The sequence below is a fragment of the Cryobacterium sp. TMB3-10 genome, from assembly GCF_004402305.1.
In the GTDB taxonomy this organism is placed as follows: domain Bacteria; phylum Actinomycetota; class Actinomycetes; order Actinomycetales; family Microbacteriaceae; genus Cryobacterium; species Cryobacterium zongtaii.
Genome location: NZ_SOGH01000020.1, coordinates 97,402 through 111,637 on the forward strand (window position 1 = coordinate 97,402; position 14,236 = coordinate 111,637).

The following is a 14,236-nucleotide window of genomic DNA, read 5'->3' on the forward strand; positions in this document are numbered from 1 at the left end:
TGATCTGGCCGGTTTTGGACTGCTCGCGGATCGAAGGAGATCTCATGACAACACAATCGCGCGCGACACTGGCCGACGTGGCGATGCTCGCGGGAGTGAGCTCCAAGACGGTGTCGCGGGTCTTCGCCGGTGCCGGCAACGTCTCGTCGGACACGCGGGAGCGGGTTCTCAAGGCCGCCAAGCGGTTGCGCTTCCGGCCCAACAACCTGGCCCGCAACCTGCGCCGCGGGGGAGTCACCAACACCGTCGCGTTCGTGATCGGCGACCTGAAGAACCCGTTCTACTTCCACGTCGCGGCCGGTATCGAACGCGAACTGGCGCTCCGCGGTCTCACCATGGTGCTCGCCACGACGGATGACTCACCGGACAGCGAGGAACGCGTCGTGGACGCCCTGATCTCGCAACGGGTGCGGGCGCTGCTGCTGATCCCCATCGCCGACGACCAGTCCTACCTCGAGGGCGAACGCCAGCTGGGCACCCCGGTGGTGAGCGTCGACCGACCGGCCCGCAACCTCGTCGCCGACTCCGTGGTGCTGCAGAACCGCCAAGGTATGGCGGACGCGGTGCGCTCACTCACGGCCATCGGCCACCGTAGGATCGGTTTCATCTCCAACCCGTCCGCGATGTACACCCAGCGGGAACGCCTGGCCGGGTACCGCGAGGCGCTGCGCGAGGTGGGCGTCACCGAGACCGCGCAGTGGGAACGCCTCGACGATGACCCCGATATCTCGCCGGAGCTCGCCGTGCAGAGCCTGCTCGACCTGCCGGACCCGCCGACGGCGATCGTGGCCGGCAACAACCGCGGCAGCGCGGGCGCCGTGCGGGTGCTGCGCAATCTCGAGCCGCCGGTGGCGTTCATCGGCTTCGACGATTTCGAGTTGGCGGACGCCCTGGACATCTCCGTCGTGGCCTACGACCCGATGGAACTCGGCCGCACCGCCGCCCGGCTGGCGCTCGAGCACCTGGCGGACCCCGACTCGTTCACCAAGCAGGTCGAGATCCCCACCCGGCTGATCCACCGCGGCTCCGGCGAGATCCCGCCGCCGCGCTGAGCCGGCCGGCGGGCCAGTTGGCACCGGCGGGCGGCTACCCGGCCAGCTGGCGGGCCAGCCAGGCGGCCTGGCGCACGAAGTGGTGGCCCTGGCCGCCCTCGTGCTCGTTGAACGGGTACACCTCGATGTCGGCATCCGCTGCCCAGTGGTTGTGCGCGGCGAAAACCGTGGACGGCGGGCAGACGGGGTCGAGCAACCCCACCGAGAACAGCGCGGGAGCGGTGGCCCGCTTGGCGAAGTTGACCCCGTCGAAGTACGAGAGCGTCGCGAAGGTCTGCTCGACCTCGTCCCGGTGCACCGCGAGGTAGCGCACGACCTCCTGGTACGGGTCGTTGCCGGTCATTCCGACGGCGCGCTCGAAGTGGCAGAGGAAGGGCACCTCCGGCATAGCCGCAACCAGGCCGGTGGAGAGGGCCGCGGCCGCGATGGCGATGCCACCGCCCTGGCTGCCGCCGCACACCGACACCCGGTCCGGGTCGACCCTGTCGAGCGTGCGCACGGCGTCGATCGCGCGCACGGCATCGGTGAACACCCGCCGGTAGTAGTAGTCGTCGGGTGACTGGATGCCGCGGGTCATGAAGCCGGACCCGGCCGGTCCGCTGCCGTGCGGGTCGGCGGTGTCGCCACCGGAGCCCCAGCCGCTGCCCTGCCCGCGGGTGTCCATGAACAGGTAGGCGTAGCCGCTGGCCACCCAGCCGAGGTGCTCGTGCGGGAAGCCCCGGCCGCCGCCGTAACCGTTGTACTCGACCACCGCGGGCAACCGGGCCGGCAGCAACCCGGCCCTGTCGACGGGGAGCATGAACCACGCCTTGACGGGGTCACCGGCGAAGCCGTTGAAGGTGACGTCGTAGACCTCCACCTCGCTCAGCGGCGAGTCGACCCTGGTGAGCCGGGGCTCGGCCGGATGCAGCCGGGACTCGGCCAGGGTGCGCTGCCAGAACGCGTCGAAGTCGGCCGGTTCGGAGACCGCGGGGCGGTACTGCGTGAGCTCGGGCAGGGGCATGTCTAAGCGGGGCACTGGTTGCCTTTCTGGAGGGGCGAATGCGGGTGGCTGGGTTCTGTCAGGAGTTCTGGTGCAGGACGATGGCCGAGTACCGGCCGCCGAGCGCCATCAGTTCGTCGTGGCTGCCGAGTTCGACGATGCGGCCGGCCTCGATGTAGACGATCCGGTCGGCCTCACGGATGGTGGACAGCCGGTGCGCCGCGATGATCGTCGTGCGATCGCGGAAAAGGGTGCTGAGGGCATCCTTGACCTTCTCCTCGGACACGGAGTCGAGGGCGCTGGTGGGTTCGTCGAGCACGAGGATGCGCGGGTCACGTACCAGGGCCCTGGCGATAGCGAGGCGCTGGCGCTGGCCGCCGGAGAGCCGGGCGCCCCGGTCGCCGACCACGGAGTCCAGGCCGGCGCCCTGGCCGGCGAGGATGTCCAGCGCGTTGGCGCCGGCCAGGGCGGCCAGCACGGCTTCGTCGCTGACGCCGGTCAGTCCGTAGGCGACGTTGTCGCGGATGGTGCCCTCGAACAGCACCGATTCCTGCGGCACGACGGAGACGAAGAACCGGGCGCTGCGCAGGTCGAGGGTGGCGGCGTCGACGCCGTCCAGCAGCAGCCGCCCGGTGCTGGGCCGCACGAAGCCGAGGACCAGGTTGAGCAGGGTCGACTTGCCCGACCCGGACGGGCCGACCAGCGCGATGGTCTCGCCGGCCCGGATCGACAGGGAGATGTCCCGCAGGGCGGGCCGGTCATCCTCGTAGCTGAAGCCCACGCCCTCAAGGTCGATCCGGCCGGCAACCGCGGTCACGAGCTGCTTGCCCTCGTTCACCTCCACGTCGGGCTCCTCCATCACCTCGGCGATCGACCGAATGGAGTCGATGCCGCGGGTGAAGATCGGCGTCACATTGAGCAGGGCCACGATGCCGCCGGTGAGCACCGTGAAGTAGGTGCTGAGCAGCACAACCTCGCCCGGGCTGATGGCGATGACCCGGGTGATCGATGCCGCGGATGCGCCGATCAGGCAGATCACGCCGAGCGCCTGGTACGACAACCAGGAGAGCGCCCCGAACCGGCCGTTGAGGGTGTCCAGTGCCTGCCCGGCCGCGCGCACGTTCTCGGCCTGGCCGGCGACACGACGGGTGGCGACGCGTTCGAGGCCGTGCCCGCGGGTGATGGGGATCAGGGCCGCCATCTCGCCCACACCGGCCGAGAATCGTTCCACCTCGTGCCGGAAGTTCTCGTTGCGGTCGGCGGCCCGCGATCGGATGTAGCCGATGAGCAGCACGGCCAGGGGCACGGTGACGGCGAAGACTCCGACGAAGGCGGGCACGGTGAGGGCGGTCAGCACCACCGCGCCGGTAAGGGTGAACAGGGCGGAGAGGAAGGTGGGCAGGGCCTGCTGCATCATCATCTCGATGCTCTCGACATCCCGCACCACCTTGGTGTGCACGATCGAGGCGCTCTGCCGGTTGTGGAAGCCGATCGACAGCCGTTGGAGGCGCTCGGCGAGGGCGTTGCGCACATCCACGGCCATCGACCGGATCGCCCGGCTGGACAGCCGCACGAAGATCATGTGGAACGGGTAATTCAGGCTCAGCAGTGCCAGGGCGCAGGCCGCCCAGAACCACAGCTGCGGCAGGGGACCGCGGTCCACGACGATGTCGATGACCGCCGCGGTGATCGGCGGCAGCAGCCAGGCCGGGCTGTCCTTGATGAGAAATGCCACGGTGGCCAGGGAGAGTCGGCCGCGGTGGGGGATCAACAGGCGCAGCAGCGAGCGGACCGGGGAGGAGGCGACGAAGGACCGTTCGATCGATCGCAGTGCGGAATTGTCACCCATGGAAGACCTTTTGGAGCTCATCCGCGGCGCTTGATGGCGCGGCGGCAACCTCGACACTGGTCGAGGGGCTGGAGGTGCGTCCTCAGCCGGGAGCTGTCGGAGCCCACGGCTGTCGCGGGGTGAGGTCGCCGGCACCAACGCTGGTGCCAGGACCGACTATACCGGCGTTGAGAGCGCGGCCACACGACCGGATTGCGGCACGCCGGGTCAGATGACGCCCAGGGCGGTGAGGGCGTCGCGGATGGACGGGGCCACGTGTACCGCGTACGCGGGGGTCAGGTGCACGGTGTCGTACTTGGTCGGGAGGGTTCCGGCGAAAGCGGGGCAGATGCCCGCCGAGCAGCTGAAAGGCAGCGAACTGACAAAGTGGTCACCGGTCGCAGACGGGGCCGACAGTGCTGCGGCGAACTGCTGCCAGACCGATCCGACCCCGACGTTGCAGTCCTGGGGACTGGATACCGCCGAGTAGCACCGGCCGAGCTCTGCCCCGAGCGGTGGGGGCGCGAGGTGGACGATCTTCCCGGCGGCGTTGTAGCCGGCCGTTTCGGCGAGGGTCGATGCGACCAGGCTCTCGACCGACAGCGGTGACCGGTTGGCGTCTTGCCCTTCGGCGAAGGCGTTGGCCACCACCACCAGCTGCGGGGCGTCCGCGACGATCCGTTCGCTGATGTCGAGTTTGCGTTGCGGGCAGGCGTCCATCACCCCGGCACCCTCGTTGGCGACCAGCACCTCGGTGAACCGGCAGCCGTAGAGCCCGATGGTGGTGATCTTCCACTGTCCGTCGCTGGCTTCGGCGATGGCCTTGATTCGAGGTCCGTGCCATGGCGTCGTCGAGGGAGGGGGACAGGTTGCCCGGCCAGGCGGTCGCGGCCACGGCGGCGGCCAGCTCGGCCTGCAACGCCACGTCGGGGTTCATGGCGGAGTCGGCGCCTGCGACCGAGGGCGCCTCGGTCGTCGCCCGCCCGCCGGCGGGCTGGAATGACACAGCGACGACGATCACGATGACGAGGACGCCCATCGACGACAGGATGAACTGGCTGCCGAAGGCCTCTCGCCAGCTGTGCCAGGCGTCGCGGCGCTCACCGGCCGGGCGGCGGCTGCGAAGCCAGGGGGAGTGGTGGAACGGCTGTTCAACAAGGTAGTACGACGTAACCGAGACGGCGAGGATCGTGCCGAGGATGATCAGGGTCGTCTGCATACTCTGGGCGGGAAGCAGCATGCTGAGGAAGGCGAAGATCGGGAAGTGCCAGAGGTACAGCGAGTAGGAGATGTTGCCGAGGTACACGCTGACCGGGTTGGTGAGCGGGAGCAGGGTGCGCTGCGGGCCGCCGATACCGGCTGCGAGCACGAGCGCCGTCGCCAGCACGGGGAGGGCGGCACCCGGGCCGGGGAAGGCGATGTCCCCCGTGACCACGATGAACGATGCCACGATGCCGGCCAGGCCGGCCCAGCCGAGTACGACTCGCCAGGCGACGGGCATCCGTGCGGCGAGCGGTGCGGCGACGGCCAGGATCGCGCCGATGCCGAGCTCCCAAGCCCTGGAGAACGTCGAGAAGTACGCGACTGTCGGATTCGTTGCGCTGTCCCAGACGGCGTAGGCGAAGGATGCCGCGACGACGACGGCCGCGAGGATGCCGACGGCGCGCCGGCCGCGACCTGGCGTGCGGGATCCCCGGGCAAATACGAGCAGCATCAAAACCATCAGCCACGGCCAGACGAGGTAGAACTGTTCCTCCACCGAGAGCGACCAGTAGTGCTGCACCGCCGAGGCCGGTGCGAGGGCACTGAAGTAGTCGGTGCCGAGGGCGGTGAACCGCCAGTTGGCGACGAAGAGGAACGACGCGCCGGCGTCCCACAGGGTGGACATCGCCCGGGTCTGGTTGAACAGGACGGAGCCGATCGCGCCGGTGGCGACGAGCACCACGGCCGCGGACGGGAGGAGGCGGCGGAGCCGACTGCCGTAGAAGGACCGGAGCGAGATACGCCCGGTGCGCTCGTGTTCGCGCAGCAGGATGCCCGTGATGAGAAAACCCGAGATGACGAAGAAGATGTCGACGCCGACAAAACCGCCGGCGGGCCAGTGGAGCACGTGGTCGAAGATGACGGCGATGACCGCGAGGGCGCGGAGCCCCTGGATGTCCCGCCGGCGGGTGGACGGCGGCGCGGCCGGGTGCCTGGCCGGCGGCCGGGCCGGTGGCCTCGGGCGGGGTTGCGGGGCCTCGGCCGGCGCTGTCGTACGGATCGTGACGGTGCGGGTGGCATTGGGGCGGGAGGCGCCCGGGCGGGACGGCGTCTGTCGGGACGGCGTTCGTTGGGACGGCGGGGTCGCTGATGCGTCGGGCGGTGGTGCCCCGATCCCAGTGTGCACGCGTCCCCCAGCTATTGAAACGTTGCCGAGCCTATCCCGACGGCGCTCGTTCTAGACGGCAGGGTCCTGCAGGTCCTGCGGCGCGGCGCGTGGGGTGAGTTCGGCGCGGAGCGGCCAATCCTGGCCGTCCAGGATGATCTGGGCGCACCGGCCGGTGTCGGCGTTCACCACGATGGGAGCCATCAGGTTCACGGTCGTGCCGGTCTCGCCCGGGTTGGTCACCACCAGGACCAGCGCCTGCTCTGGTGCGGCGAGGTCGAGGGCCCTGGCGTGCTCGTCGGAGATCACGGGCGCGTAGTCCGGCAGGTACACCGACGCGTCGAGCACGAACAGCCGGGTGTGCTCGTCGATGGCTGACTGCAGGGCGAACAGTCCGGCGGCGCCGGTGATCTCGCGCAGCTGGAAGTCGGTCAGCGGGGCCAGTCCGGGCGGCGGGGAGAGGAAGCTCAGGGTGGCGGTCATGAAAGGAAGTCCATCAGGGTCGGTTGAATCACGCGGGCGGTGACGGCGAGGGCGGACTGGTAGGCGACCTCCTGCAGCTTGAGGTCGAGGATCACCGTCGCCAGGTCGGCATCCTCGAGCTGTACCCGCTGTGCCTCGAGGGTGCCCTTCTGGGTGGCCAGTGCGGCGGTGGCGCTTTCGATGCGGGTCTGCCGGGCGCCGACGTCGGAGTTGGCGGCGATAACCCTGTTCAGGGCGGTGTCGATGGCGCCCAGATGGCTCGACACCGTCGCCGGCGAGTTGCGCAAGGCATCCGAGACCGTCGCGAGCAGGGCGAAGATCGAGTCGGGGCCACTGCCGAAGACGGCGGCGCCGTCGGCATCCACCCGCACCGTGCTATCGGCGCCTACGCGCCGGTCGACCCCGGGGGTGGATCCGCCGCTGTGCACGCCAGCGTCGGTGAACGCCACGCCGGTGTCGGAATTGCCGGCGAAGACGGTGCGGCCGAGGTGCGTCGCGTTGGCCTGGCTGAGCAGGTCCTGTTTGAGGCCGTCGATCTGCAGGGCGATGGCTTCCCTGGCAGCCGGCGACATGGTGCCGGCGTTCGCGCCCTGAACGGTGAGGTCGCGCACCCGGTTCAGGATGGTGGTGCTCGCGCCGAGCGCGGTGTCCAGCGCGGTCAGCCAGCCGTTGCCGTTGTCGGCGTTGCGGGTGTACTGGGCGGTGGCACGCTGCTCGGCACGCACCGCGAGGGCGTTGGCGGCGCGGGCGGGGTCGTCGGAGGCCCGGCTGATGGTCTTCAGCGAAGAGGACTGCTCCTGCAGCTGGGCCAGGCGCTGGGCGCTGGCCTGCAGATTGGCCTGGGCAGCGCGCATCTGGGTCTGGCTGGTCACGCGGGGGATCATCGGCTACCTTCCCACCAGTCCGGTGCGGTTGATCAGGGTGTCGAGCATCTCGTCCACGGCCGTCATCACCCGGGCGGCGCCCTGGTAGGCGTGTTGGAAGGTCAGCAGGTTGACGTTCTCCTCGTCGATGTCGACCGAGGAGTTGGACAGCTGCAGGGTGACCGCGGCGGTGGCCGACAGGTTCGCCGACGATGCCTGGGCGAGTTCGATGCCGGTGGCGACGCCGAGCCTGGTGACGAATTCGGACCAGACCGAGTTGGGGGAGGAGACCGGGAGCCCATCCTTGTCCACCGCGTGCGTGGTACCGAGCTGGGCGATCTTGTCGGCGTTGGCGCCGTTGGCTGCCCCGGCACCGACGGCGCCAGCGGCGATCTCGTCGGCATTCGTGGGTACCACTCTCAGCGATGCGGCGGCATTGCCGTTGACGTACTCGAAGAACTTCCCGCCGAGTTCTCCGGTGCTGGTGACCCCGTCCAGGTGGATACCGTTGACGGTGTCGGCCAGATGCACTGCGAATCCGTTGTACGAAGCCGCGGCCTGGGCAAGCGCGCCGCCGGTACCGGCCGAATCCGCGGGTCCCAGCAGAGAGAGTGCGCCAGCAAGTTCGCCGCCATCGATCCCGACGGTTTCGGGGCGGTGGGTCCAGACCACGCGCACCGCGTTGGTGGCATCGGATGCAGTGGGCATGGTCGTGGGACCGACGACCGCCAGGGTCTGCACGTCGGTACCGGATACCAGGGGGTTTCCGCCGATCAGGACGTCTACGGTGCCGTTGGCCTGGGGGCGCACGCTGGCCCCGGTGATGGCGGAGATCGTGGCGGTGAGCGCGTCACGCTTGTCGATGAGTTCGTTGGCCGACCCGCCGGAGGCGAGGGTCTGGCGGATGATGCCGTTGAGCTCGCCCACCTGCGCCGCGGCCCCGTTGACCTCGGTGACCAGCGCATCGGCGCTGCCGCGTACAACGGCCCATTCGTCGGTCACGGCGCGGTATCCGGCGGTGATCTGGCTGGTGAGCTGGCCGGCCTCGCCGAGCAGCAGCCCGGCGGATGCGGCGGGGTCGGCCCCGTTGACCAGATCCTGCCAGGCCGCCCAGAATTCCTGCAGCTGGTGGGAAAGCCCGTTGACGCCGGGTTCCTTGAGCGAGTTCTCGACCGAGCCGAGGGCATTGGCGCGCACGGCGGTGTAGCCGGCGGTCGCGGCGGTCGCCCGAACCTTGGCATCCAGGGTGGCACTGCCCAGGCGCGCGATGCCGTCGACGGATACTCCTGTGCCGGGGGTCGCGCCCCAGGCGACGAGGCCGGCCCGCGCTGCGGCGTTGGTGGCGGAGGTCGTCACCCGCTGGCGGGTGTAGCCCTCGGTGTTGACGTTGGCGATGTTCTGCCCCACCACGTCGAGCCCGGCGCGTGCCGCGACGAGTCCGGAGTATGCGGTGTTCAACCCGCCGAATGTGCTCATGGGGTCCTCAGTGGTGGAGTCATCGCGGAAGTCTCACAGGCTCTGGTCGAAGAGTCGGGCACCGGCGCTCTGAGCCCCGGAGGCACCGCGGGAATCGTAGGTGGTGGCCTGCGCGTCGACGCCGGCCAGGGATTCCTGGGTGTAACGCGCGGCCGAACGCAGGAACTGCTCGTTCACGTCCCGCAGGCTGCGGATCTGCGCGATCAGCTCGGTCATGGCCGTCAAATGCGCGGTGAGGATGTCGCCCCACGGGCCGGCGGGCGCCTGCTGGACCAGTTCGCTCAGCGTGGCGTCCGGTGAGGTGCCCCACTCCTGGGCGACCGCGGCCACCTCGACCGATCGGCCCAGGCCGGCCTCGCGCACCAGCTCGAGTACCTGCTCCACCTCGCGGGTGGCGTGCTGAATCCAGCGCGTGCGGCCGGCGCTGAGCAACAGCTGTTCCTCGTCGAGCTTGAAAACGAGCAGTTCGAGCAGTTCACGTTCGCGCCACAGCAGGGCGGACAGTTCATTGGCGCCCATGTCGTCACTGCCCTCCCGCTGTTGAAAACCCGATGGTCCATCGTACGAGCCCATGCTCGTTCGGGGGTACTATCGGCCGGTTCTCCCGGTTGGTTAGCGGCATTCTGGTCACACCGCGCACGCGGGACCCGATTTCCGGTGGCCGAGTCCTCTAAAGAGAGGACACCGTAAGCCCCGTTCTGGGGGCACGCCTACGCCAGAATCAACAAGCGCGGTTGTTACCGTAATAGCTAGGCGAAAACACACCGAAACGGGACCCGAACCCCTGTTCCGGCGGGCTGTTTGCGCTCTTGATACGACGTCACCCCCCACGCGTGCTTACCCGGCAGTGAAGCGCAGAACCAGTCTTGCGCTCACCGTCAGCGAGAACAACGCCGGCACCAACCAGGAGGGCAACCGTTGAACCGTTCGGAACGTAACCGGCTTGTCGTCGACAACCTGCCCCTCGTCGGCTATCTCGTCTCCGAAGTCTGGGCCAAGGCTCGCCACCTCTCCCGCGACGACCTGGCCTCGGCCGGCTCTCTGGCCCTGATCACCTCCGCGGACGCGTTCGACCCGGACCTGGGCGTGCCGTTCGGCGCCTTCGCCCGCCGCCGCATCATCGGCGCCTTCGCCGACGAGATGCGCTCCAACGACTGGGCCACCCGGATGGCCCGCCGCCGCATCAAGGACACCCGCCAGGTGCAGGAGACCCTCGCCTCCGCGCTCGGCCGCAGCGCCACCGTCGACGAGATCGCCTCCGCGCTCGGCGTGGACCGCGAGACCGCTCTGGCCGGCCTGGCCGACTCCGAGCGCACGCTGAGCACCCTCGACGACAGCACCGCCGAGTTCCTCGTCGCCGACACCGTGCTCCCCGAGGAGTCCCTGCTGTCTGCCGAGCGACTCGCCTACCTGCGAGCGGGCGTGTCTGCGCTGCCCGAGCGGATGCGGCTGATCATCGAGCAGGTCTACTTCGAGGACCGCTCGGTCAAGGAGATCGCAGCTAGCCTCGGCATCACCCACTCCGCCGTGTCCCAGCAACGCTCGGAGGCCATCCGGTTGTTGCGTGACGGCCTGGGCACCCACTACGCGGACGACGCGGAGGCCGACTTCGTACCGGAGTCCACCGTGGCGCCGGCTCGCCGCAGCGCCTACCTATCGCGGATGGCCGACCAGGCGATGCTCGGCATGGCCCACCTGGCGCACGACAGGATGCCGGCCGCAGTTCCCGTCCTCTCCGCGGCCCCCGCCGCTCCCATGGCTTACACGGTCGACGGGTTGGCCGGCGTCACCGATATCGCCCACGCGGAGGCGGTCACGCTCGACAGCCGCGAACTTTTCTCCAGCAACGGCTAACGCGCCGCGGGGTGGGGCCGATAGGTCTCAGTGTCAGCCCATGGATGGGCCGGCGCACACCACCCAATCACGGAGGAACACATCATGGGTATGCAGATCAACACCAACCTCGCGGCGAACAACACCTACCGCAACCTGGCTTCGACCCAGACCGACATGGCCAAGTCGCTCGAACGCCTCTCCAGCGGCCTCCGCATCAACCGCGCAGGCGATGACGCGGCCGGTCTGGCCATCTCCGAGGGACTGAAGTCGCAGGTCGGTGGCCTCACGGTCGCCAGCCGCAACGCCCAGGACGCCGTCTCGGTCATCCAGACCGCTGAAGGTTCTTTGAGCGAGGTGCAGACCATTCTGCAGCGCGTTCGTGACCTCGCCGTTCAGGCCGGTAACGGCTCGAACAACGCCAAGTCCCGCGACGCCATCGCCACCGAGGTCACGGCGCTGGGCCTGGAGCTGACCCGCATCAGCGAGTCGACCAACTTCAACGGCACCAAGCTGCTCAACACGGCGGCTGCGACCACCGACCTGACGTTCCAGATCGGCGCCGGTGGCACCGCCGCAGCCGACCAGATCGACGTCAAGCTCACCGACGTTTCCGCCATCGGAACCGCCGTCTCCGGACTCGCGACAGCCGGCTTCGCCGACTCCGCAGCGGCACTCGCGACGATCAACACGATCGACGGCCACATCACCGCTGTGTCCACCTCGCGCGCCTCGCTCGGTGCCGACCAGAACCGGTTCGAGAGCGTCATCCGCAACCTCGCCGTCTCCAAGGAGAACCTCACCGCAGCCGGTTCGCGTATCCGCGACACCGACATGGCCGAGGAAATGGTCAAGTACACCCGCTCCAGCATCCTGTCGCAGGCCGGTACCGCCATGCTCGCGCAGGCGAACCAGTCCAACCAGGGCGTTCTCTCGCTGCTGCGCTAAATCACGGACTGACCGACCGACCGGCCCAAAAGCCGCAGAGTCGACTGACCGGGAATCGGCCGGTGGCACGCACGATCTGACCTGGACCTCAGACCGAGCGGGCCGCCGGCCACTCGCACACCCGCAGACAACGGAACGGACACGGCGCCATGGGACTCTCCATCGATGGCCTGATCAGCGGCCAGGACACCACGACCCTGATCAACAACCTCATCGCGGTCGAGGCGATCCCGCAGACCCTGCTCAAGGGCAAGGTCTCCGCCGCCCAGAACTACACCACCGCCGTGCAGGGCCTGAACACCCAGGTCGCCGCTCTCAACGACGCCGCCACCAAGGCCGCCAAACCCGCCAGCTACGACCTCTACACCGCCACCAGCAGTTCCAGCCAGGTCACCGCGACCACGAGCACCGGCGCCGCCGCCGGCGTGCTCGACATCACCGTCGGCCGGCTCGCGCAGAACCAGGTCACCGTCACCGGGCCGCTCACCGCCTGGCCCGACGCCACCCTCACCCTCACCGACGCGGCCGGAAAAGCCACCGTGCTCACCCCGGCCTCCACATCGCTCGACGACGTCGTGACCGCCGTCAACGCGGCCGGGCTCGGCATCACCGCCACCAAGGTCGCCGTGGGCGCCGACGGCTTCCGCGTGCAGTTCAGCAGTGCCGCCCCCGGCGCCGCCGCGTCTTTCACTCTCACCGGCGGCACGGTCCCGACCACCCAGGTCAAGGCCGCCCAGGATGCCCAGGTCACGCTGTGGGCCGGCACCGCGGCCGAACAGACGATCACCTCGGGCAGCAACACCTTCACCAACCTGCTGCCCGGCCTGGATATGACCGTCCAAGCGGTCTCCACCACACCGGTCACGCTCACCGTGACACGGGACGACGCCGCCATCACCAAGATCGCCGGCGGCCTGGTCAGCGGCCTCAACGACATCTTCGCCGTCATCACCAACCGGTCGGCCGTGTCGACCACGACAGACTCCACAGGTAAGAGCGTCACCACCGCCGGGCTCTTCGCCGGCGACGGCACCATCCGCACGGTCAACCAGAACCTGCTCACCGCCGCGTCGATGCCCGTGGACGGGCGCTCCCCGTCGGAGATCGGCATCAGCATCACCAAGAGCGGCACCCTGGAATTCGACGCCGAGAAGTTCGCCGCTGCCCTGGCCAAGGACCCGGCCGGCGTGATGAAAACCGTGCAGGAGATCTCCGGCCGGGTCGCGTCGGCCGCGGCGACGGCATCGAACAAATACGACGGCACCCTCACCACCACCATCACCAGCCAGCAGTCCCAGGTGCGCACGATGGGCCTGGAGATCAGCGACTGGGACCTGAGGCTCACGGCCAAACGCACCTCGCTCGAACGGGTCTACACGGCCATGGAATCCAGGCTGGGTGAGCTGAAAACGCAGTCCTCCTGGCTCACCTCGCAGATCAATTCACTACCCGATACCTACACAGGGAGCTCCAGCTGATGACCACCGCACTGTTCCCACCCCACCAGCTTTCGATGCCACAGCAGTCAGCCCAGCCTTCGGCGGCCAAGCTGGCCGCCGCACAGGGCAAACGCGCCCAGCTCAACCGTGAGGCCGTGCTGTCGGCCACGCCGGTGCGCCTGCTCACCATGCTCTACGACAGGCTGATGCTCGACCTGGACCGCGCCGAGGCCGCCCAGGACGGCGAGAACTGGCCGATCGCCTCCGAGAACCTGCTGCACGCGCAGGCCATCGTCGACGAACTCACCACCTCGCTCAACGTCACCGCGTGGGACGGAGCCGACGGGCTGCTCGCCATCTACACCTACGTCTCGAACGCGCTGATCGGTGCGAACATCCACCGTGACGTTGCCCGCACCCGGGAGAGCATCGTTCTGCTCGAGCCGCTGCGTCAGGCCTGGCACGAAGCGGCCGCTGCGTTGCCGGCGACGCCGACCGCGGCGAGCGGAGAGGGCTACCGTGGAGTCGCCTGAGGTCCACTCCAGCAGCGCCCGGCCCCACAGCACCCGTTCGGGCCTCGCCGCGCCGGGGGAGCCGCGCACCAGCAACGCCGAATGGCTGCAGGTGCTCGACGAGCTGGAGACCAGCCTGGGCAGCGGTGCCCGGGACGCCGTGCTCTCCGCCCAGGGCGGCCAACTCGTGACCGGGGTGCAGTGGCGTGCCCCCGAACACATCGGCCAGCTCCCGCGCGAACTCGAGGAACGGGCGCGGGTGCTGCTCACCGGCCAGCTCGAACTGATCCGCGAGATCGAGGATGCCCGCCGCTCCGCCGGCGCCCACCTGGCCGCCGTGCGCACCATCCTCTCCACCCACCTCTCCGACCAGCCGGTCTATCTGGATATCGCGGGCTGACCCGGCAGAATTTCTGACAGATTCCCTGACAAATATCCCGAAACGTCCTAAC

At 69.1% G+C, this 14,236-nt stretch carries 13 protein-coding genes and 1 pseudogene; 6 read left to right on the forward strand and 8 right to left on the reverse strand.

All coding sequences use genetic code 11. The features are described 5' to 3' along the window. The first annotated feature begins 44 nt into the window (after nucleotides 1-44). Entirely contained in the window at nucleotides 45-1,052 is a 1,008-nt protein-coding gene (locus E3T22_RS08535; protein WP_088455981.1) for a LacI family DNA-binding transcriptional regulator, read from the forward strand. Nucleotides 1,053-1,086: 34 nt separating this feature from the next. Here the strand turns inward: E3T22_RS08535 and E3T22_RS08540 are convergent, their stop codons facing one another. The 8 genes and pseudogenes from E3T22_RS08540 to E3T22_RS08570 all read right to left on the reverse strand — a co-directional run bounded on the left by E3T22_RS08540 (nucleotide 1,087) and on the right by E3T22_RS08570 (nucleotide 9,571). Further along, on the reverse strand, nucleotides 1,087-2,070 hold the full coding sequence (locus tag E3T22_RS08540; protein WP_088455982.1) for an acetylxylan esterase: 984 nt from the start codon (nucleotides 2,068-2,070) through the stop codon (nucleotides 1,087-1,089). A 43-nt stretch (nucleotides 2,071-2,113) separates the two neighbouring features. Next, nucleotides 2,114-3,883: an ABC transporter ATP-binding protein gene (locus E3T22_RS08545; protein ID WP_088455983.1), complete on the reverse strand. Its 1,770-nt coding sequence runs from the start codon at nucleotides 3,881-3,883 to the stop codon at nucleotides 2,114-2,116. A 207-nt stretch (nucleotides 3,884-4,090) separates the two neighbouring features. After that, on the reverse strand, nucleotides 4,091-4,690 hold the full coding sequence (locus tag E3T22_RS19380; protein WP_370297531.1) for an SGNH hydrolase domain-containing protein: 600 nt from the start codon (nucleotides 4,688-4,690) through the stop codon (nucleotides 4,091-4,093). A 355-nt stretch (nucleotides 4,691-5,045) separates the two neighbouring features. After that, nucleotides 5,046-6,251 (reverse strand): annotated as a pseudogene (locus tag E3T22_RS19385) (acyltransferase family protein); the annotation flags it as partial. Between the two features lie 51 nt (nucleotides 6,252-6,302). Beyond that, nucleotides 6,303-6,713: a flagellar assembly protein FliW gene (locus E3T22_RS08555; RefSeq protein WP_134480831.1), complete on the reverse strand. Its 411-nt coding sequence runs from the start codon at nucleotides 6,711-6,713 to the stop codon at nucleotides 6,303-6,305. Beyond that, nucleotides 6,710-7,585: a flagellin gene (locus E3T22_RS08560; RefSeq protein WP_240632440.1), complete on the reverse strand. Its 876-nt coding sequence runs from the start codon at nucleotides 7,583-7,585 to the stop codon at nucleotides 6,710-6,712. Before E3T22_RS08560 ends, E3T22_RS08555 begins: the two co-directional genes overlap by 4 nt. Nucleotides 7,586-7,600: 15 nt before the next feature. After that, the gene (flgK, locus tag E3T22_RS08565; protein WP_134480830.1) at nucleotides 7,601-9,052 is read right to left on the reverse strand and encodes a flagellar hook-associated protein FlgK; all 1,452 of its coding nucleotides are present in this window, start codon (nucleotides 9,050-9,052) and stop codon (nucleotides 7,601-7,603) included. 33 nt (nucleotides 9,053-9,085) lie between these two features. After that, nucleotides 9,086-9,571, reverse strand: a complete 486-nt coding sequence (locus E3T22_RS08570) for a flagellar protein FlgN (protein WP_088457965.1) — start codon at nucleotides 9,569-9,571, stop codon at nucleotides 9,086-9,088. A 399-nt stretch (nucleotides 9,572-9,970) separates the two neighbouring features. Here E3T22_RS08570 and E3T22_RS08575 point away from each other — a divergent pair, with 399 nt between their 5' ends. The 5 genes from E3T22_RS08575 (at nucleotide 9,971) to E3T22_RS08595 (ending at nucleotide 14,184) form a co-directional block, all read left to right on the forward strand. Beyond that, the gene (locus E3T22_RS08575; RefSeq protein WP_088455987.1) at nucleotides 9,971-10,906 is read left to right on the forward strand and encodes a sigma-70 family RNA polymerase sigma factor; all 936 of its coding nucleotides are present in this window, start codon (nucleotides 9,971-9,973) and stop codon (nucleotides 10,904-10,906) included. 84 nt (nucleotides 10,907-10,990) lie between these two features. Next, nucleotides 10,991-11,833 carry a flagellin gene (locus tag E3T22_RS08580; protein ID WP_088455988.1) on the forward strand — a complete coding sequence of 281 codons (843 nt, stop codon included), beginning with the start codon at nucleotides 10,991-10,993 and terminating at the stop codon, nucleotides 11,831-11,833. Nucleotides 11,834-11,982: 149 nt separating this feature from the next. Next, entirely contained in the window at nucleotides 11,983-13,311 is a 1,329-nt protein-coding gene (fliD, locus tag E3T22_RS08585; protein ID WP_134480829.1) for a flagellar filament capping protein FliD, read from the forward strand. Continuing rightward, nucleotides 13,311-13,805 (forward strand): flagellar export chaperone FliS, encoded by a 495-nt coding sequence (gene fliS / locus E3T22_RS08590; protein ID WP_241983644.1) that lies wholly within the window; start codon nucleotides 13,311-13,313, stop codon nucleotides 13,803-13,805. The genes fliD and fliS overlap by 1 nt, the downstream gene beginning before the upstream one ends. Further along, the gene (locus E3T22_RS08595) at nucleotides 13,792-14,184 is read left to right on the forward strand and encodes a hypothetical protein (RefSeq protein ID WP_088455990.1); all 393 of its coding nucleotides are present in this window, start codon (nucleotides 13,792-13,794) and stop codon (nucleotides 14,182-14,184) included. Before fliS ends, E3T22_RS08595 begins: the two co-directional genes overlap by 14 nt. Nucleotides 14,185-14,236: the final 52 nt, after the last annotated feature.

Coding starts and splice junctions, on each gene's coding strand:
- E3T22_RS08535 (WP_088455981.1), top strand. CDS start 45: ATGACAACACAATCGCGCGCGACACTGGCCGACGTGGCGATGCTCGCG.
- E3T22_RS08545 (WP_088455983.1), bottom strand. CDS start 3,883: ATGGGTGACAATTCCGCACTGCGATCGATCGAACGGTCCTTCGTCGCC.
- E3T22_RS08555 (WP_134480831.1), bottom strand. CDS start 6,713: ATGACCGCCACCCTGAGCTTCCTCTCCCCGCCGCCCGGACTGGCCCCG.
- flgK (WP_134480830.1), bottom strand. CDS start 9,052: ATGAGCACATTCGGCGGGTTGAACACCGCATACTCCGGACTCGTCGCG.
- E3T22_RS08570 (WP_088457965.1), bottom strand. CDS start 9,571: ATGGGCGCCAATGAACTGTCCGCCCTGCTGTGGCGCGAACGTGAACTG.
- E3T22_RS08580 (WP_088455988.1), top strand. CDS start 10,991: ATGGGTATGCAGATCAACACCAACCTCGCGGCGAACAACACCTACCGC.
- fliD (WP_134480829.1), top strand. CDS start 11,983: ATGGGACTCTCCATCGATGGCCTGATCAGCGGCCAGGACACCACGACC.
- fliS (WP_241983644.1), top strand. CDS start 13,311: ATGACCACCGCACTGTTCCCACCCCACCAGCTTTCGATGCCACAGCAG.